18 protein-coding genes are annotated in these 17,775 nt (G+C 71.2%); 11 read left to right on the forward strand and 7 right to left on the reverse strand.

Going from position 1 to position 17,775, the window contains the following annotated elements; all coding sequences use genetic code 11:
- Window positions 1–171 precede the first annotated feature (171 nt).
- A complete protein-coding gene (locus C503_RS41735) occupies window positions 172–1,344 on the reverse strand; it encodes a sensor histidine kinase (protein ID WP_018686477.1) in 1,173 nt (390 codons plus the stop codon).
- On the reverse strand, window positions 1,344–2,060 hold the full coding sequence (locus C503_RS0132860) for a response regulator transcription factor (protein ID WP_018686478.1): 717 nt from the start codon (window positions 2,058–2,060) through the stop codon (window positions 1,344–1,346). The genes C503_RS41735 and C503_RS0132860 overlap by 1 nt, the downstream gene beginning before the upstream one ends.
- 147 nt (window positions 2,061–2,207) lie before the next feature.
- Between C503_RS0132860 and C503_RS41740 the strand changes: the two genes are divergently transcribed.
- Both C503_RS41740 and C503_RS0132875 read left to right on the forward strand, forming a co-directional pair.
- On the forward strand, window positions 2,208–2,894 hold the full coding sequence (locus C503_RS41740) for an ANTAR domain-containing protein (RefSeq protein ID WP_018686479.1): 687 nt from the start codon (window positions 2,208–2,210) through the stop codon (window positions 2,892–2,894).
- 75 nt (window positions 2,895–2,969) lie between these two features.
- On the forward strand, window positions 2,970–3,344 hold the full coding sequence (locus tag C503_RS0132875; RefSeq protein WP_018686480.1) for an FKBP-type peptidyl-prolyl cis-trans isomerase: 375 nt from the start codon (window positions 2,970–2,972) through the stop codon (window positions 3,342–3,344).
- 21 nt (window positions 3,345–3,365) lie between these two features.
- Here the strand turns inward: C503_RS0132875 and C503_RS0132880 are convergent, their stop codons facing one another.
- The 3 genes from C503_RS0132880 to C503_RS0132890 all read right to left on the reverse strand — a co-directional run bounded on the left by C503_RS0132880 (window position 3,366) and on the right by C503_RS0132890 (window position 6,858).
- Complete coding sequence (locus tag C503_RS0132880; protein WP_033401305.1) at window positions 3,366–4,085, reverse strand: alpha/beta fold hydrolase; 720 nt, start codon at window positions 4,083–4,085, stop codon at window positions 3,366–3,368.
- A gap of 120 nt (window positions 4,086–4,205) precedes the next feature.
- A complete protein-coding gene (locus C503_RS0132885; protein ID WP_018686482.1) occupies window positions 4,206–5,636 on the reverse strand; it encodes an MFS transporter in 1,431 nt (476 codons plus the stop codon).
- 109 nt (window positions 5,637–5,745) lie between these two features.
- Window positions 5,746–6,858, reverse strand: a complete 1,113-nt coding sequence (locus C503_RS0132890; RefSeq protein ID WP_169514646.1) for a transposase domain-containing protein — start codon at window positions 6,856–6,858, stop codon at window positions 5,746–5,748.
- Between the two features lie 234 nt (window positions 6,859–7,092).
- On the opposite strand from C503_RS0132890, the gene C503_RS0132895 reads away from it, so the two are divergent.
- Both C503_RS0132895 and C503_RS0132900 read left to right on the forward strand, forming a co-directional pair.
- Window positions 7,093–7,497: an SSI family serine proteinase inhibitor gene (locus C503_RS0132895; RefSeq protein ID WP_018686484.1), complete on the forward strand. Its 405-nt coding sequence runs from the start codon at window positions 7,093–7,095 to the stop codon at window positions 7,495–7,497.
- 362 nt (window positions 7,498–7,859) lie between these two features.
- Window positions 7,860–9,155: a nitric oxide synthase oxygenase gene (locus tag C503_RS0132900; RefSeq protein ID WP_018686485.1), complete on the forward strand. Its 1,296-nt coding sequence runs from the start codon at window positions 7,860–7,862 to the stop codon at window positions 9,153–9,155.
- On the opposite strand, the gene C503_RS43815 is transcribed toward C503_RS0132900, so the two are convergent.
- On the reverse strand, window positions 9,128–11,341 hold the full coding sequence (locus C503_RS43815; RefSeq protein ID WP_169514647.1) for a beta-propeller domain-containing protein: 2,214 nt from the start codon (window positions 11,339–11,341) through the stop codon (window positions 9,128–9,130). The genes C503_RS0132900 and C503_RS43815 overlap by 28 nt on opposite strands.
- A 144-nt stretch (window positions 11,342–11,485) precedes the next feature.
- Here C503_RS43815 and C503_RS0132910 point away from each other — a divergent pair, with 144 nt between their 5' ends.
- The 5 genes from C503_RS0132910 to C503_RS0132930 all read left to right on the forward strand — a co-directional run bounded on the left by C503_RS0132910 (window position 11,486) and on the right by C503_RS0132930 (window position 15,724).
- Window positions 11,486–12,070 (forward strand): hypothetical protein, encoded by a 585-nt coding sequence (locus C503_RS0132910; RefSeq protein WP_018686487.1) that lies wholly within the window; start codon window positions 11,486–11,488, stop codon window positions 12,068–12,070.
- 1 nt (window position 12,071) lies between these two features.
- Window positions 12,072–12,725, forward strand: a complete 654-nt coding sequence (locus C503_RS0132915; RefSeq protein WP_018686488.1) for an RES family NAD+ phosphorylase — start codon at window positions 12,072–12,074, stop codon at window positions 12,723–12,725.
- Window positions 12,726–12,733: 8 nt separating this feature from the next.
- On the forward strand, window positions 12,734–13,579 hold the full coding sequence (locus C503_RS0132920) for an ADP-ribosylglycohydrolase family protein (RefSeq protein WP_018686489.1): 846 nt from the start codon (window positions 12,734–12,736) through the stop codon (window positions 13,577–13,579).
- A gap of 226 nt (window positions 13,580–13,805) precedes the next feature.
- Entirely contained in the window at window positions 13,806–14,993 is a 1,188-nt protein-coding gene (locus C503_RS47470) for a helix-turn-helix transcriptional regulator (RefSeq protein WP_018686490.1), read from the forward strand.
- Window positions 14,994–15,058: 65 nt separating this feature from the next.
- Window positions 15,059–15,724, forward strand: a complete 666-nt coding sequence (locus C503_RS0132930) for a RibD family protein (protein ID WP_211222501.1) — start codon at window positions 15,059–15,061, stop codon at window positions 15,722–15,724.
- Here the strand turns inward: C503_RS0132930 and C503_RS0132935 are convergent.
- Window positions 15,721–16,815 (reverse strand): DnaJ domain-containing protein, encoded by a 1,095-nt coding sequence (locus tag C503_RS0132935; protein ID WP_018686492.1) that lies wholly within the window; start codon window positions 16,813–16,815, stop codon window positions 15,721–15,723. The two genes, C503_RS0132930 and C503_RS0132935, sit on opposite strands and share 4 nt — an antisense overlap.
- Window positions 16,816–16,963: 148 nt before the next feature.
- On the opposite strand from C503_RS0132935, the gene C503_RS0132940 reads away from it, so the two are divergent.
- Window positions 16,964–17,503, forward strand: coding sequence for a YciI family protein (locus tag C503_RS0132940; protein ID WP_018686493.1), 540 nt, complete (start codon window positions 16,964–16,966; stop codon window positions 17,501–17,503).
- 115 nt (window positions 17,504–17,618) lie between these two features.
- Window positions 17,619–17,775 (forward strand): helix-turn-helix domain-containing protein (locus tag C503_RS45205; protein WP_245572645.1); only part of this gene is annotated, 157 nt, incomplete at its 3' end.

Below are 17,775 nucleotides of genomic sequence, written 5' to 3' on the forward strand. Positions count from 1 at the left end.
GCGGGAGAGCTTTCCGATGGCGGGCGGGTGAGCGGGCGCACCGCACCGCTCGTGCCGGACCCCGGAGACGAAGAAGCGGCCCTGCCGTCGGGGGGTGACAGGGCCGCACTCCAGGTATCGCCACACCTCGCTCGGTGTTACCGACCGGATTTCCCGACACTGTGGACGGACTCAATACTGCAGCGGGAGCGTCACCCGGAAGCAGGCACCGGTGCCCGGCCCATCGCTGTGCGCGGTCACCGTGCCGCCGTGCAGCGTGATCACACCGCGCACCACCAGCAACCCCAGTCCCAGCCCGCTCGCCCGGGTGTCCGCCGCCCGGGTGAACGCCTCGAACAGCGACTCGGCGACGGCCGGGTCGAACCCGATCCCGGTGTCCCGCACCGCCAGCTCCGCGACCTCGTCCCTGACCTCAAGCGACACCGCCACCTCGGCCTCCGGTGGGCTGTACTTACCGGCGTTGACCAGCAGGTTCGCCATCGCCTGGTCGAGCCGCACCCGGTCGCCGAGCAGCCGCACCGGCGCCTCGGGCACCGACAGCGAGACCCGCCGCTCCCCCAACGGGATGGCCGTCACCCCATCCCGCACGACATCGCGCAGGTCCACCGGGAAGCGGTCCACGAACAGCCGTCCGTTCATCACCCGGCCCGCGTCCAGCAGGTCGCCGGTGATCCGGGTCAGCGCGTCGATCTGCCGGTCCAGCACCCCCAACGCCGGGTGCCCGGCGTCGAAGTCCAGCCCCAGCAGCTCCGCCGCCGCGCGCAACGCGCCCAGCGGGGTGCGCAGCTCGTGCGAGACCGCCGCGAAGAACCGGTCCTTCGCCTCGTGCTCGGCACGCAGCGCGGCCCCCGCCTCGGCCAGCCGGTCGTTGGCCGCCTTCAGCTCGCGGGAGCGGACGAACAGGTCGACCTCCATCCGCTCCGCCCGCACCCGCAGCCGCTCGTCCGGCGCGGCGGTGACCAGCTCCGTCACGTCCTCCACCCGGTGCAGCAGGTAGGCGATCCCGCCGTCGGCGTCCAGCACCGGCGTGTTGACCGGGCTCCAGTACCGCTCCTCGAACCGGCCCTCCGGGCCGAGCGGGATGTCGTAGCGCTGCATCGGCATGGTGTCCGGGCGTCGGGTGGCCAGCACGGTGTCCAGCGAGCCGCGCAGATTCCGCTCCCCGTCCGCGTCCGTGTTCTCGGGATTGTCCGGAAACGCGGTGAACAGATGTTTTCCGAGAAGTTCTTCACGTTCTCGCCCGGTCGCGGCCAGATAGGCGGCATTGACCTCGACAATGGTGAGGTCCGGGGCGAGCACCAGATAGGGCGACGGGGTGGACTCGAACAGCAGGCGGAAGTCCATCACGAGTCCAATCGGTATCCGAACCCGCGCACGGTGGTGATCCGCGGCTCGGTCACGCCCGCGGCCACCAGCTTGCGCCGGATGCGGTACACGTGTTCGTCCACTGTGGTGGCCGCCTGCCAGCGCGAGGACGAGCCCCACACGTGGTCGAGCAGCTGCTCTCGGGAGAAGGTCTGGCCGGGGGCGGCGGCCAGGAACTCGATCAGCCCGTACTCGCGCGGGGTGAGCGCGATCGGGGTGCCCGCCCGGCGCACCTCGCGGGCGTTGGTGTCGATCTCCAGCCCGCCCACCCGGATGGCCGTGACCGGCGCGGGCGCGGGCCGGGCGCGACGTAACACCGCGCGTACGCGGGCCGCCAGCTCGCGCTGGGAGTAGGGCTTGACCACGTAGTCGTCGGCGCCCAGCTCCAGCCCGACGACCCGGTCGGCCTCCTCGCCGCGCCCGGTCACCACGATCACCGGCAGCGGGTTGTCCTTGCCGCGCAGCTCGCGTAAGAGGTCAAGGCCGTTGCCGTCGGGCAGGCCGAGGTCGAGTACCACGAGGTCGACCTCCTCGGCGCCGAGCAGGCGCAGCGCGGCGCGCACGTCGGCGGCGGGCAGGACGCGGAAGCCGTCGCGGGTGAGGTAGTCGCGCGACATCGCGGCGAGATCCGGTTCGTCCTCGACGAGGACCACCACCGGGCGGTCCGTGCTGACGGTTTCTCTCTCGGCGTCCAAACTCCGGCCTCGTTGACGAAACGTTGATTCCACTGGGACGGCGCGGCCAAGACGGAACGGTATCACTGTGGGAGAACGTTCCGGCAGTGGTCGAGCAGGGCCATTCGGGGACGAATACGAAACTTTTCCGGAACGAGGTGGCGGCACATGCCGACGCGAGCGGGACTGGCGGATGTGTTGATCGGGCTTTCGGACACGCTCGCCCCCGGTTTCGACCCGGGCGACTACCTGCGCGCGCTGGCCGGGCACTGCGCCGCCTTCGCCGACGCCGACGCGGTCGGGGTCCTGCTCGCCGACGGCGACGGCGTCCTGCACGCGCCCGGCCTGCCCGCGCCCACCGCGCTCCGCGACCAGCAGGCCGCCCAGGGCCCGGCCGTGCGCGCGTACGTCACGGCGGCCGACGAGTCCGGCCCGGTCACCCGCTGGCCGGGCTTCGCCCCGACCGCCACCGCCGCGGGCTTCCGCCACGTCCACGCCATCCCGATGCGCCTGCGCGGCACGGCCGTCGGCGCGGTCTGCCTGTACCGGGCCGACGAGCGCCCGTTCACCGGCGAGGAGATCGCCGCCGCCCGCGCCCTGGCCGACATGGCCGCCGTCGGCCTGAGCGCGGAACGGACGGTGCGCCATCGGCAGGCCCTGGCCGACCAGCTGCAGGCGGCGCTGGACAGCCGGGTCGTGATCGAGCAGGCCAAGGGCGTGCTGGCCGAACGGCGCGGGGTGCGCGTCGCGGACGGGTTCCGGGAGCTGCGCAGGCTGGCCCGCGACCACAACCTGAAGATCGCCCAGGTGGCCGAGGAGGTCGTGCGCAGCGCCCTGCTGCACACCCCCGGTTGAGGGCCGCCGCGCCGCCGATCGGGCGCCGGGAGAGGATGGCCGGGACAGATCCGTCGAAGGAACGAGGAGTTACGCATGGCGCTGCAGAAGCCCGAGGTCGACCCGATCGAGGGCGCCCCGCCCGCCGACCTGGAGATCAAGGACCTGGCGCTCGGCGACGGCCCCGAGGCCACCCCCGGCCAGCTGGTGTCGGTGCACTACGTCGGCGTCGCCCACTCCACCGGCGAGGAGTTCGACGCCTCCTGGAACCGCGATGAGGCCTTCACCTTCCCGCTGGGCGGCGGCCGGGTGATCGCGGGCTGGGACCGCGGTGTCGCAGGCATGCGCGTCGGCGGCCGCCGTCGCCTCGTCATCCCGCCGCACCTGGGCTACGGCGACCGCGGCGCGGGCGGCGCGATCAAGCCGGGCGAGACCCTGATCTTCGTCGTGGACCTGCTCGGGGTGAACTGAAAGCCCCCGCCCGGCACCGCGTCAACCCCGGTGCCGGGCGGGGTTCCACACCTCCGCCAACCGCCTGACCAGCGGCCGCACGGCTTCCGGCGCCTCGACATGGACGTTGTGCCCGCCCGCGAGCGCCACCGGGTCCGGGACGAGCGCGCGGAGCTGCCCGATCCCGGACATGGGGTCGTCCTCCCCCGCCGCCAGGATCACCGGACACCGCGCGGCACCGATCATCCCCGCCACATCCGGGCGACCCACCCCGAACGCGCGCGGATCCACCGCCGCCCGCCACCCACCATCCCGCTCGGTGACCGCGCCTGCCGGTAGCCCCGCCAGCTTCCCCGCCCACCCGCGCGCCTCTTCGCGACTGCCGAACACCTTGGCGGGCTTCGCGGCGAGCGCCCCGGCCTTGGCCAGTTCCTCCGGCGTCCAGCTCACCTTCACCCCCAGGGCACCGACGGCGAGGACGTCGACCCCGAACCACCCGGACGCCAAAGCGAGCGCGACGACCCCGCCCAGCGAGTGTCCCAGGACGACCGCGGGGCGGCCGGGTTCGAGAGCACCGGCGATCCCGGCGGCGAGCGCACCGAAGGTGTAGCGGCGCAGGGGATCGGCTCGCCCGTGGCCGGGCAGGTCGGGTGCCACGCACGGCCCGTCCCAGCAGCTGCCGGGATCCAGCCCGTCCCAGACGGTCGAGTCGCCTGCCAGACCATGCAACAGCACCAACACCGGCACCTGGGTTCCACTCACCCCGAGATCTTCCCCAACCCGTCCCGCCGACACAACCGCGTGCGGTCCGGTGTCCTTTCCGGGCGCGAAGGGTCGGTTTCCTGTTGGTGGGTGCCGGTTATCCCGTCAGGCACGCATACTTCAGGGAACCCGCGACGGCACCCGGTCCGATCGCCAGTCCCAGACCGCCAACCCCAAGGCCACCAGCACCAAGGCCACCGCGGTCCCCAACGCCGCGGCGAGGGCGGGCACATAGCCGCCGCCACCACCGACCACCGCCTGGAACACGGCGGCCAGCGTGGCGGTCCCGACGGCCGTGCCGATGCGTTGCCCTGTCTGCAACACACCGCCCGCCACCCCCGCCATCCGGTTCGGGACACACGCCAGGGTCATCGTGGTGTTCGGTGAGATCACCGCTCCGCCGCCGACACCGGCGATCAGCATCGGCACCGCGATCCACCACCCGATATCCGTGCCGGACACCGACAGGACGACCACCGCGACAGCCGCGATCCCCACGCCAACGAGGCCGAGTCCCACCACGGTGATCAGCCGTCCCCACCGGGAGACCAGCCGTCCCGCGACCGCCGACGACACCGCTCCCCCGATCGCGAACGGCGTCACCGCGAGCCCGGACTCCAACGGCGTGTACCCCAACCCGTTCTGGAAGAACAGCGCGAACACCAACCAGATCCCGGTGAACCCGCAGAAGTACGCGAGCCCTACCCCGGCACCGGCCAGATAGCCCGGTGTCTCCGTGAACAACCGCGTGTCCAGCAACGGCATACGCCCACGCCGCACCGTCCGGCGCTCCCACCGGACAAACGACCATCCGAACACGACGGCCACACCGAACAACCACCACAGCTCCCGCAGACCCCCGCTCTCGGCCTGCACCAAGGGAAGCAGCACGGCCAGCACCGCCGCGCCCAACAACAACGCCCCGACCACGTCGATGTCCGGCCGTGCGTGCCGTTCCACCCGGGGCAGCAACCGCGCGGCGAGGCCGAGGGCGATGACCCCGATCGGCAGGTTCACGTAGAACACCCACCGCCAGCCCTCCGGGTCGCCGAAGGTGGCCAGGATCAGGCCGCCCACGATGGGCCCGACCGCCGTGGAGACGCCGACGGTCGCGCCGAAGATGCCGAAGGCGCGGCCGCGTTCGGCGCCGCGGAAGAGGTCCTGGATCAGGCCGGAGTTCTGCGGGGTGAGCAGGCCGCCGGTGAGGCCCTGCAACAGCCGCGCGACCACCAGCCACAGCAGGGACGGCGCGGCGCCCGCCAGGGCGCTGGTGAGGATGAAGCCGGTGAGGGCGATCAGGAACATCCGCCGCCTGCCCAGCGCGTCGCCGAGACGACCGCCCGCGACCAGCGAGAGACCGAAGGTGAGGGCGTAGCCGGAGACGACCCACTGGATGCCCGCCGGGGCGGCGGCGAGGTCGGCGCGGATGGACGGCAGCGCGACGTTGACGATGCTGACGTCGAGCAGGCTCATGAAGCCCGCCGCCTGGGTGACCGCGAGGGCGCGCCAGCGTCGCGGGTCCGGGGTATCGGGTGGCGGACGATCGTTCACCCCATGGTCCTACCCTCTCCGGGGACGGAACGCAGCATGGAGCGCCGAGCGTCACGATTTCCCGGGCGGGCCGCCCGATTCGGGTGAATGTCCACCCCGGACGGGAAGATCAGCCGCGCAGCGCCCGGCGGTGTTGCACCCCGCCCGGCGCGCCAAGGCCGGGCAGTGCGCGACCGGGTGCTTCCTTACGGCGCCACGGATGCACCGCTTGGTACACACAGAGCATCGCCCACAGCTCCTGTGCGACGCCATGCGGGTCCTGCGAACGGAGGGCAACCGGTCCGGCTTCGAGAGACTCGAACAACGACTCGAACCGCCACCGGGTGCGGTGCAGCGCCGCCAGCTCGGCGGCAGGCGCCTGGTCGGGGTCGAGCAGGGTGGTCACCAGGACGGCGTCGGCGGCGTGCAGCACGCGCACCGCGAGCGACTCGGCCACCGGGTTGCCCTCGGGCAGCAGCCGGGACAGGAAGGTGCCGTCGGGCAGCGCGTGCAACCGGGGCAGCGCGACCGGCGCGCGCACCCGCCAGAGCAGATCGGCACCGCGGGCGGCGGCGGCCTGCCAGAGCCGCTGGCCGCCCGCGCGGTGCGACACCACGAGGGTGCCGGGACTGAGCGTGTCGAGCACCTGCGCGCCGAGGTCGGCCAGATCGGCCGGGCCGGGGTCCTCGCCGGGTCTGACCCGCGCGGCGTCCACCGCGACGTCGAGCAGGGAGCCGGTGTCGTGCCCCGCCAGCACCGAAACCCGCACTTGGGAGCGGGTGAACGCGGCCAGGTTGGCGGCGGTGTCCGGGATGTCGACCACGCCGCCGTCGAGCGTGCAGACGCGCAGTCCGCGCCAGCGCGCGGTCTCCGCCCGGTCGGCGGCGGCGCGGCGCTGGAACAGCCTGCGCATCACCTCCGGCCCCAGCCGCTTGCGCGCCTTAGTGATCGATCCGGTGCTCGGCGCGGACCGGGTGCCGGTGGCCACCCCGGCCCAGCGCATGCCCGCGGTGAGCCGGGCCAGCACCGCGTCGTAGCCCGCGCCGCCGAACAACCATAAGGCGAGGGTGAAGTAGACCATCGTGCGCGCGGGCAGGGCGCGGGAGCGCTGTTCGCGCGCGCCCGCGGCGTCGATGGCGGCGTCGACCTCCTCCGGGGGGAAGGCCCTGATCAGCATCCCGATCGCGACCCGGTCGGACAAACGGTCCCGCGACGCCTTCGCCGCACGTGTAATTCCGCCCACAGGAGGACCTTTCACCCGATGCCAACTTAAGGAAGTACGCCTTGTCGATCTTGCCGACGAGTGCGGCGACATGAATAGCATCGGTGCCGGGGCGCGCGCCAGAGGCCCCGGACCGCGAGACAATTCCGGAAGACCTACGCTCGGATTCGCCGCCCGTCCACCGACGGCCCGGCCCCGTTTTCGTACTACACCGATTCGGCGGGAAAGCACACCGCCGAGAAGGAGTGATGCGCCATGTCCACGAAGTCCCTCGCCGCCGCGGCCGCCTGCGCGGTCCTCGCGGCGCTGCTGCCCTCGGCCACCGCGGCGGCCGAACCGCCGCCCGGGATCGCGCCGGTGCACGCGCTGTTCGTGCTCAGCGTCTCCGACCGCCAGGGGAACCTGGACGCAGCGCTGCTGGAATGCGCCCCGGACGGCGGCACGCACCCGGACGCGGGCGGCACCTGCGCCGCGCTGTCGCAGGTGAACGGCGACTTCTCCAGACTCCCGGGCAATCCCGGGCAGCTGTGCACTATGGAGTACGCGCCGGTCACCGCCACCGCGCACGGCATCTGGGGCTACCGGTTCGTCCAGTTCCGCCACACGTACGGCAACCGCTGTCAGCTGGAGGCGGCGACCGGTGTGGTGTTCAAGCTCTGACCGGGCGGTCGAACCGATGAGTAGTTCACGACGCCTTCCACTTACCGTCACATCCCTCACCTAATCGGGTGGCGTTCGATCGAAGAACGCACCGAGAAAACGCACTGTCCGTTCACGCATAAACGCCCGCGTGACTCGCGCCACCCCCGGCCCGACAGCTGACCGGGCCACCCCGAATCGCGGTCGGTACCCGTTACCGGACGCGATCCGCACCCGACGCGAGTGGATGAACACCATTGCCGGGCCCCGGCCCCACCGGTCCGCGCGCGATTCACCATCCCGTTCCCTTACCGCATTCGTGCATGCCCCGATCGAGTGAGAGTGCGTGGTCGTACCGCACTCCCCGGGGTAGGTTCTCGCGGGTGACCGGCGAGATATGGACACTCCCCCCGCATCTTGACCCCCACCCGCCCCGCGCCGCCACCGGCAGCGCTCCCACCCAACCACCCGCCGCCGCGCCCGGGTACGCCGACCCGGAGGAGGCGGCGGAGTTCCTGGCGTTGTTCCACGCGGAGAACCCGGAAGCGGGCCCGGCGGCGCCGCGGATCGCCTGGGTGCGCGCGGAGATCGAGCTCACCGGCACCTACCAGCACACCACCGCCGAGCTGGCGTTCGGCGCGCGCGTCGCCTGGCGCAACAACGCGCGCTGCGTTGGCAGGCTGTACTGGCGCGGTCTGCGGGTGCGGGACATGCGCGCGGTGCACACGGCGGAGGGCGTCGCCGCGCAGTGCGTGCGGCACCTGCGCCTGGCCACCAACGGCGGCAAGGTGCTGCCCATGATCACGGTGTTCGCCCCGGACGCGCCCGGCAGGCCCGCCCCGCGGATCTGGAACGAGCAGCTCATCCGGTACGCGGGCTACCCGGACGGGCCGGGCGGCCGCCCGCTGGGCGACCCCCGGTACACCGACTTCACCGCCGCCGTCACCGAACTGGGCTGGCGACCGCCCGCCCGCCGGTCGGCCTTCGACGTGTTACCCCTGGTCGTCTCCACGGTCGACGAACCGGCGCGGTTGTTCCCGGTGCCCGCCGACGCGGTGCTGGAGGTGCCGCTGCGCCACCCCGAGCACCCGTGGTTCGCCGAGCTTGGCCTGCGCTGGCACGCGGTCCCCGCGATCAGCTCGATGCGGCTGCGCGTCGGCGGCGTCGACTATCCGGCCGCCCCGTTCAACGGCTGGTATCTGGGCACGGAGATCGGCGCCCGCAACCTCGCCGACACCGACCGGTACGACCTGCTGCCGGTGGTGGCGCGCCTGCTCGGCCTGGACACCGGCCGGGAGACCACGCTGTGGCGGGACCGGGCGCTGCTGGAGCTGAACGTGGCCGTGCTGCACTCGTACGAGGCGGCCGGGGTCACGATCACCGACCACCACACCGAGTCCGCGCGGTTCCTGCGGCACCTCGACCGCGAGGAGCGGGCGGGCAGGCGGTGCCCGGCGGACTGGAGCTGGATCGTGCCGCCGATGTCGGGCTCGGCGACCCCGGTCTTCCACCGCTACTACGACACCGACCACCTGCGCCCGGAGTACGTCAGCGACGACGCGGCGGTGCGTGCCGCCCTGCACGGCACGCCCCCGCCGATGCCCACCGGCACCTGTCCGGTCCCACCGCTGTGGTCCCGTTTCCGCGCCGTTCAGGCGAATGGCAGCCAGTTCGGCTGAGCACCATCCAGACCCGACACCACCACCCCGCGCTCGGTCACACACCACAACGCGTCCCCGGCGACGAGCGTGCGTTGCACCGCCGTCTGCATGGGCGGTTGCACGCGGCCGATCGTGGTGAGGTTGTCCGGGGTCACGTGCAGGAGCATCGCGCCGCTGCCGTCGAAGTCGTTGTACGGGACGACGACCAGCGCGCGCTCCGGCCAGTACAGGAATGCGTGTGCGTCGTACTCGACCGCGGAACTCGCGCCCGGCACCTGGATCTGGGCGAGCCGCTGCGCCTCCGGCTTGGTGATGTCGAACAACGACACCTGCGTCCCGGTGGTCCGGCCCGACTTCGTGGCCTCCTGGCCGACACCGAGCAGACGTCCGGGCGCGACCGGGTGCAGGTAGGCGGAGAAGCCGGTGATCTTCAACGCGCCCACGACGCGCGGGTGCGCCGGGTCGGCGAGATCGACGGTGTAGAGCGGGTCGGTCCGGCGGAAGGTGACGACGTAGGCGGTGTCGTCGACGTAGCGGACGGACTGGATCCGTTCACCGGGACCGAGTCCGTCCACCCGGCCGATCTGCGCGAGCGTCGAGCCCCGGCGGGTGAGGACGTGCACGGAGCTGTCCGATCGGCCCGCCGTCGGGTTGTCGATCGTGGTGGCGACCCGGAGGTTTCCGTTGCGTTCGGACAGGGCGTACTGGTTGACCAGCGTGCCGTCGACCGATCCGGACGCGAGGTAGGTCGGCTTGCCTGGACCGCCGATGTCGAACTGATGGATGTCCGTCCGCTGGACGAACGGCTGTGGCGCGGGGGTGGGGATGGGCGCGGTCGAGGTGATCGGCGACTCCGGTACGAGCGTGGGCGCGAAGCTCGGCGCGTCCGGCAACGGCACGAGGTTCGGCCGCTCCGCGTCCGACGGGGTCGCCGTCCCGTCGTCTCCCGGCGGCACGGGGGGCGGCGGCGGGACGGGTGTGCTGAGGGGCACGCGTTTGGTGGCCGTCGGCACAGGGACCTGGGTGACCGATATCGGGGACGAGTCGGTGATCGGTGGCGACTTGATGACCGGCGGGGCGGGCGGTTTGGTGGGCGCCGAACCCGGTTGCGACATCCCGGGCTCTTCGGTCGGCGGGATTACCGGCATCGGCGTGAGGTAGCGGCTCGACTTGTCGTCCGCGACGTAGAGGCTGGTGCCCGTGCCGTACACGGTGTCGCCGTCCGCGGCGATGGAGATCGCGTCGCCTTGGCCGAGTGCCGCGCGCAGGTCGACGGTGAGCACGGTCAGCAACGAGGAGCCGGTGTGGTCGGTGGGACGGCTGATCCCGGCGCAGTCGACCAGCGTGCCCGACTTCTGCTGACCGTCCTGCTGCTTGAGGTGGTAGCGCGGTAACCAATCCTCGATCGGCGCCTGCTCCACCCGCGTGCGGTTCAGCTTGGTCGCGCCCTCGACGTCCAGCTTCATGTCCGGATAGACGAAGTCCATCCGGGGCCAGGAGCGGACGACCAGTCGCACGACCGAACCGACCTGGCGGCCGTCGAGGTAGTCGCCGTCCACCTCCAGGGTGCCGGTGATCCGCGCGCCGCCGTTCAGGTCGACCTGGTGGATGACGGTGCGCGGCTGGAAGGGCCGGGACTCGTAGCCGGTGGGGTCGGTGCCCGCGGCGGTGACCAGGACGTGGTCGCCGTCGAGCAGCAGCGCGGTCGGGCGGCCGCCGGGCAGGGCGAGGGTGGCGGTGTAGCGGCGGGTGGCGACGTCGAGGACGCGCAGGACGCCGTCGGTCGCGGTGACGATCCGCTTGCCGTCGTTCTTGACCAGGTCGGGTTCGTCCGCCGCGGCCTCGTGGTTGTTGGTGGTCGAGTGGGCGGGCGCCTGGTCGTCCGCCGCCCGCCCGGCCTCGGCGGGCAGCGATCCGGCGGTCGGGACCGCGTCCCTGATCATCGTCGTCATCCCGTCCAGGCCGAACGGCCCCACCCGTTCGAGGGCCGCCCGACGGAGGTCACCCAGCACTTCATCGCACGTTTGGTAGGCGACCAGTCGCACGCCGCCCCCCGGCGTCGCGGGGGCGGCGCCGAGTCGGTTGTCCGACCGGACCGGTTCCTGGGTACCTGCCCAGTAAGCGCCCCCGATCGCGCAGGCCCCGGCCACCAGCACCGCAGTCGCCACCCGGGCGTGCGGGAATCCGCGTCTCTCACCGCTCATACCCGGATGGACGTACCGGCGCCGCCCGGACGTTGCACTACAGTGGAACCACTGTCGGTGTTTGAGTGTGTGCGGTGCGTGTCGATCTAGGTGAGTTTTCCCACAAAGGCGCACGAACCCGCACATCCGAGATACTCTGGGCGCATGACAGTGGCGCTCGAACACGTGCTCGCCAAAGCGGGCCTGCGGGTCAACCCGGTCGAGTTCCTGGAGCTCGTCGAGGAAGCGGCACGCCGGTTGTCCCCGGCCAACCCGGACCCGGCCGACTACTTCTCCCCCGACCAGCGCGAGGCGCTCACCGACGTGGGCCTGGACCTGACCCCGCGCCGCCCGGACGAGGTCGACTCGCGGGCGCGCGCCGTGGCCGCCCAGGCCGTGCTGCGCGACTCCGCGCTCACCGTGGCCGCCGCCGCGGAGGCCGTCGGGGTGGACTCCAGCCGCATCCGGCACCGCCTCGCCGCGGGTCGGCTGGCAGGCTGGAAGGACCGCGGCGGCTGGCGGCTGCCCGCCTGGCAGTTCGCGCCGTCCGGTGTGCTGCCCGGCCTGGAGATCGTGCTGGCCGCGGTGCCGGACGACCAGCCCCCACTGGTGGTGGCCGCGTTCATGACCACCCCGCAGCCGGACCTGCGCATCGACGACCAGCCCGCCACCCCCCGCCAGTGGCTGCTCGCGGGCGGCTCCCCCACCCGTGTGGCCGCCCTGGCCTCGGCGCTGGGCACACCCGCCTGAGATGTCCCGGCTCCCCCAGCCGCCCGAACCCGCAGAACTGAAACCGCTGCTGCGCGTCGACGAGGACATCGTCGCCCTGCACAGCGGCACCCACCTGGTCCGCATCTTCGCGGCCGCGGGCGCACACCGCCAGCGGTGGAACTCGTTCCGCTACACGGGCCCACTCCCGCACGCCCGCTTCGACCCGCAGCCGCTGGGCCCGGAGGCGGGCCCGGCCACCGCGCCGGGCCACGGCGTCCTCTACTTCGGCCTGAGCGTGCGCACCTGCGTGGCCGAGGTCTTCCAGCAGACGTCGATGGTCGACCGCATCACCAGAAAACCCCACCTGGTCGTCTTCCGCCCCCGCCGCACCCTCCGCCTACTGGACCTCTGCGGCCTCTGGCCCACCCGCGCAGGCGCGTCCCAGGAAATCAACAACGGCGCCAAATCCACCACCCAGGCCTGGGCCCGCACCATCCGAACCGCGTACCCCGACCTGGACGGTGTCTGGTACCGCTCCTCGATGGACAGCGGCGAACCCGCGGTATGCCTGTGGGACCCACCGGCCAGCGGCGCCCTGCCACACACGCCGGACGTCCTGTTACCCCTGGACTATCCCGGCCTGGACCTGCCGCTGGCCCGGGTGTGCGACGAACTCAACTACACACTCCTCTGAGACACCCCATGCTCCTGGAACTGGCAATCGGCGACGCATACGGCGCAGGCTTCGAATACGCCGACCCCGCTTTCGTGGCCACCCACAACACTCTCGGCGGCTACACCCGACACCCCCGACACGACCTACCCCCCGGCCACTACACCGACGACACCCAGATGACCCTGGCCCTCGCGGAACTACTGGCCACGGACGCCCCCTGGACCCGAACCACCCTGTCCGACAAGTTCGTCGAGGTCTTCCACCGCGACCCCCGGCCCGGGTACGCCAGCCGCTTCCACGCTTTGCTGTCCACAGTCGACAGTGGAGCCGACCTTCTCGCCCGCCTCCGTCCTGATAGCGACAAGAGCGGCGCGGCAATGCGTGTCTGCCCTGTCGGTCTCCTGCCGAGCGTTGCCGACGTGCTCGACCATGCGGAGATACAGGCCCGGATCACCCACGACACGCGTGATGGTGTGCTTGCGGCGCAGGCTGCCGCATTGGCCGTGCACTACTGCCACTATGAGTTGGGTCCCGTTGCGGATACTGCCCGCTGGATCTCGGGCCTGCTGGAAGGTGATTGGGGCCTGCCGTGGCGGGAACCGGTGGGCGCCAAGGGGTGGATGAGTGTGCGGGCGGCGTTGACTTCGCTGGTGACACAGGCGGAGAACGGACTGGCTGCCATCCTCCGGGCCTCGATCGCTTACACCGGGGACGTGGACACTGTCGCCACCATTGCGCTCGGCGCGGCTTCCCGGTCGCGGCAGGTGGCCCAGGACCTGCCGAAACACTTGCTCTCAAACCTGGAAAACGGCCCATACGGCCGCGACTATCTGTCTTCTTTGGACTCAATCCTCCTCTCCCGCTACTCCTGATCACCCGCACACGCCTCCCCTATACCTGCCCTCGCCTCGCAGCGCCGACTTCCGCTGGGCGGGGTTGGCCCGACTTCTCGGGCGTGGATGGTGTTGCCGGGTATGCGAGTTCAACGCAGACCTGTGGCAAGAATGCCGCATTGGTTGCCTTGACCAGCACAAACGTCCTTCTTGCAGCGCTGACGACAGATGAGACACTAAGAACATGGCGGGACGACGACCAGGGTTGGCCGACGCGCGGCGGATGGCCGGGTTTACGCAGGAGGGGTTGGCCGAGGCGCTACACGTCGAGCGCAGCACGGTTCACCGTTGGGAGTCCGGTAAGTCGCGACCGCAGCCCTATCTCTGGCCGAGGCTGGCAAAGCTGCTCGACACGACCCCGGCCCGGCTCCGCGACCTATTGCGCGGAGAATCGCCCGAGGAAGGGTGCGAGGTCGACCGGCGCAGTGTGCTGCAATCCGGTATCAGCGTGGGTGTGCTCCTGGCGATCGGGGAACAGGGCAGCGCGATCGACCCCCGTGTCGTCGATACCTTCGTCGACCTGAGGGACTCCCTCGTCGCGGCGGACAGCCTGCTCGGCCCCGGCAACCTGGTGCGTTCCGCCACCGAGCAGGTCGACAACGTGTCGCGCCTGTACGGTCGGGCCGATCGTGTCACGCGGGGGCGGCTGTTCGAGATCGGCGCGCTGTTCGCGGAGCTGTGCGGCTGGTTGGCTGACGATCTCGGCGGGTTCGACGAGGGCAAGTCGTGGTCACGGCGAGCACTGGAGTGGGCGCACGCGTCGGGGAACGCGGATGTCGTGGCGTTCGTGGTGATGCGGATGAGCCAGCAAGCCCACCTCACGGACGACCGCGCCCAAGCGAGCGCGTTGGCGTTCTCGGCCATCCAGCACGAGCACTCCGTCCGGAGCACATCCGTGCGGGCCGCGCTCCATCAACAAGCCGCTCACGCGTCCGCGTTGGACGGTGACGAAATCACGGCGCTCCAGCATGTCGACACCGCTTTCGCTTTGAGTGAGCGGAAACCAGTGGAGGCGGACCCGTACTCGCTCGCATGCTATTGCGTGCCCGCCTATGTCACCGCACAGCGCGCGGCTGTGTTGAGCACGCTCGGCCTGCACCGTCGTGCGCTCGACGAATACGACCGCGTCCTGGGCGAATGGCCTCAGGAGTACCACCGGGAGAAGGGGCTCCATCTCGCCCGGCGCACCTCGGTGGCGGCCTTGGCCGGTCTGCCGGACGCGGCGGTGGAGAGTGGGGTGGCCGCGCTCGGCATCGCGCGTGGCACTCGGTCTCGGCGGACGATGAGCGAGCTCGCCGCGAGTGCCATCCATCTCGAACCGTGGCGATCGCACGCGGCGGTTGCCGAGTTTCTGGAGTCCGTGGCGCAGGGAAAGGGCACCCAGTGGCGTTGAGTGTTGGGGAGTTGGTCGGGCGGGGCGAGTGGGCGGCGGTCAATCGCGGGTGGGGGCGGCCGTTCGTGGTCTACAAGTTCGCCGCGACGTTGGATGGGCGGATCGCGGCCGAGGATGGGAGCAGTCAGTGGATCACGAGTGCGGAGAGCCGCGCCGAGGTCCATCTTCTCCGCGCCGGATGTCAGGCGACCGTGGTCGGATCGGGAACGCAGCAGGCGGACAATCCCAATCTCGCCGTTCGTGGCAATGACGATCCCCGGCTCGATCTGTCAATGGTCACCGACCCCGGCCGCCAACCGTGGCGGGTCGTCATCGACAGCAACGCGAAGACTCCTGCCGACGCGAAAGTCTGCAATGGGGCCGCGCCTACGTTGATCGTGGTGGCGGAGGACGCCGACGCCGCGCACCTCGATGGCACCGTCGATGTGTTGCGTGTCGGGAGAGCCGATCGAGGACTTGACCTGCATGCCGTTCTGCGGGGGCTGTTCGCGCGTGGCATCAATGGGGTGTTCCTGGAAGGCGGGCCGACCCTGGCGGGGAGTTTCATCGCCGCCGGTTTGGTCGATCGGGTGGTGAACTACGTCGCGCCCGCGCTTCTCGGTTCCGGCAAGAGTGGATTGGAGAATGCCGGGATCCACACCATGTCCGACATCCTCCGCCTGGACCTCATCGACGTTTCGCGGGTCGGGCCGGATATCCGGCTCATCACCCGTCCCGTGCGAAAGGGCTAGGCGGCGGGTTCGCGGACGACGCGGGCGCGGACCGCGCGGAGGATGTGGTGGTCGACGGTGGCGCAGTCGGCGGCGAGCCAGGTGCCGATGGTGTCGACGAAGTCGGCGGGGACCATCGCGGAGACGCCGAGGCCGGGGGTGGGGTCGGTGGTGAGTTCGCCCGCGCGGGCCGGGTACAGCAGGAGGACGCCGCGGACGTCGACGTCGGGGAGGTGGTCGGCGAAGGCGGCGACGGCGGCGGACAGGTCGGTGGTGCCGCCACGGAACGGGTGGCCGTTGCGCCAGAGGGAACCGTCGTCGTCGATTTCGTAGTGGCCGGGGAGCCAGAGTTTGGATTCGACCAGGACGAGCCTACGTCCACACAGGACAGCGTGGTCGATGTCGGCGAATACCGAGCCGGGGCGGGACAATCCGTGGAAAACACGGGCGCCGGGAAGGCGGCCTAGATAGTCGACGAGAAGGCCCGCGGTCAGTCGCTCCCCCACCGGCTCGGTGTCGGCGACCCCGAATACCGTCCGCTCGCCGAACTCCGCTTGCGCCGCCCGCTGCGCCCGCGCCGCCGACATATACCGCCTTGCCAAACGCACCGCGACGGCCAATGCGGCGACGATCAAGGCCAGCCAGGTCACCAGGAGAACGGGCGGAAGCGAGTCCGGCACCAGTAACGGAACCGTGAGCACCACCGCGGCAACACCCATCCCGACGGCAGGCGCGTGCCCAGGCGTCCGGACATACCCGATGCGCGGCTGATGCTTGGTCAGGTGCCACCACGGCAACGAGGCAGGCGGCACATCACACGCGGGCGGCACGAACACGGGCTCGTCCCGATACATCCGCCGCCGCGGCCGTGGCGCCCGAGCCGCCGGTCCGGGCGCGGGCGCGGCGGTCGCGACACCCCGGTCGTACTCGGCCCGCCGCGCACTGTCGGCAAGCGTCTCGTAGGCCGCCTTGAGCAGCCGAAACGTCCCCGCGGTCCCGCCCGCGTCCGGATGCATGACCTTGGCCAACGCCCGAAAGGCCGACTTGACCTCGGCCGCCGAGGCATCCCGCCGCACCCCGAGCAACTCGTAGTAGTCGACGTCGTCCACCACTCCGACCCACCCTCCCTGTAGCGCCGGACAACGGTAGCGGACCGATGATCAACTTCTCCCCCCGCCCCCTGGCAACCACCAACGCGACCGGCCGCCGCGCACCACCGACATCACCCCGCGACCGACGGCATCCGGAAGACTGTCCCCCATGGAATTCTTCTGCTACCACCGCGACCGCTCGGACTCCGAAGACCTACGCGACACCCTGATGGAACAACACTGGTCCTACATGGACACCTACGCCACCGAGATGATCGCCCGAGGCCCGACTCTTACCGAAGACGGCAAAACTCCCACCGGCAGCATTCACATCCTCGACCTACCCACACCGGCAGCCGCACAGGCATTCGCCCTCAACGAGACCTACTACCAAGCAGGCGTCTACCGGGACGTCATGCTTCGCCGCTGGCGCAACACCCTCGACCGGACCATGTGGGAGTTCCCCGGCGGCCCCGACGAAGGAACCCGGTACCTCGTCCTGGGCCTCGGCCACGGCGAACCCGCGGACCTCACCCCGCCACCGCACGACCTGATCGCCTACGGCCCACTCCTCGCCGACGACGGCGACACCTGGCTGGGCACCGCTGCCCTCGTGCGAGCACCGGACGCACAAGCAGCACGCACAGTCCTCACCGGCGAATACTCCGAAGTCGAGGTACACCGCTGGCAGTTCGGCGGCCGGGACTAGTTGTTGCGGGTCATGACGTTGGTGACAGCCGGCAGGGGCTGAGACGAGGGGACGGGTCTTTCGGCGGCAGGATGGAAGTGCGACCAACGCATCCGCCGAACAGAAAGACCCGTCCGTGCTCCACCGTAACGCCCCGCTGTCCGTCGAAGGCCGCCACCGCCTCGTCCAACGTTGCCGCACCCGTCCGATCGCCCACGTCGCGGCCGAGATGGGCATCTCGCGCCAGTGCGCCTCCAAGTGGGTCAACCGCCATCGCCGCTTCGGCGAGGCCG

It is taken from the genome of Actinokineospora enzanensis DSM 44649, assembly GCF_000374445.1.
Lineage (GTDB): Bacteria > Actinomycetota > Actinomycetes > Mycobacteriales > Pseudonocardiaceae > Actinokineospora > Actinokineospora enzanensis.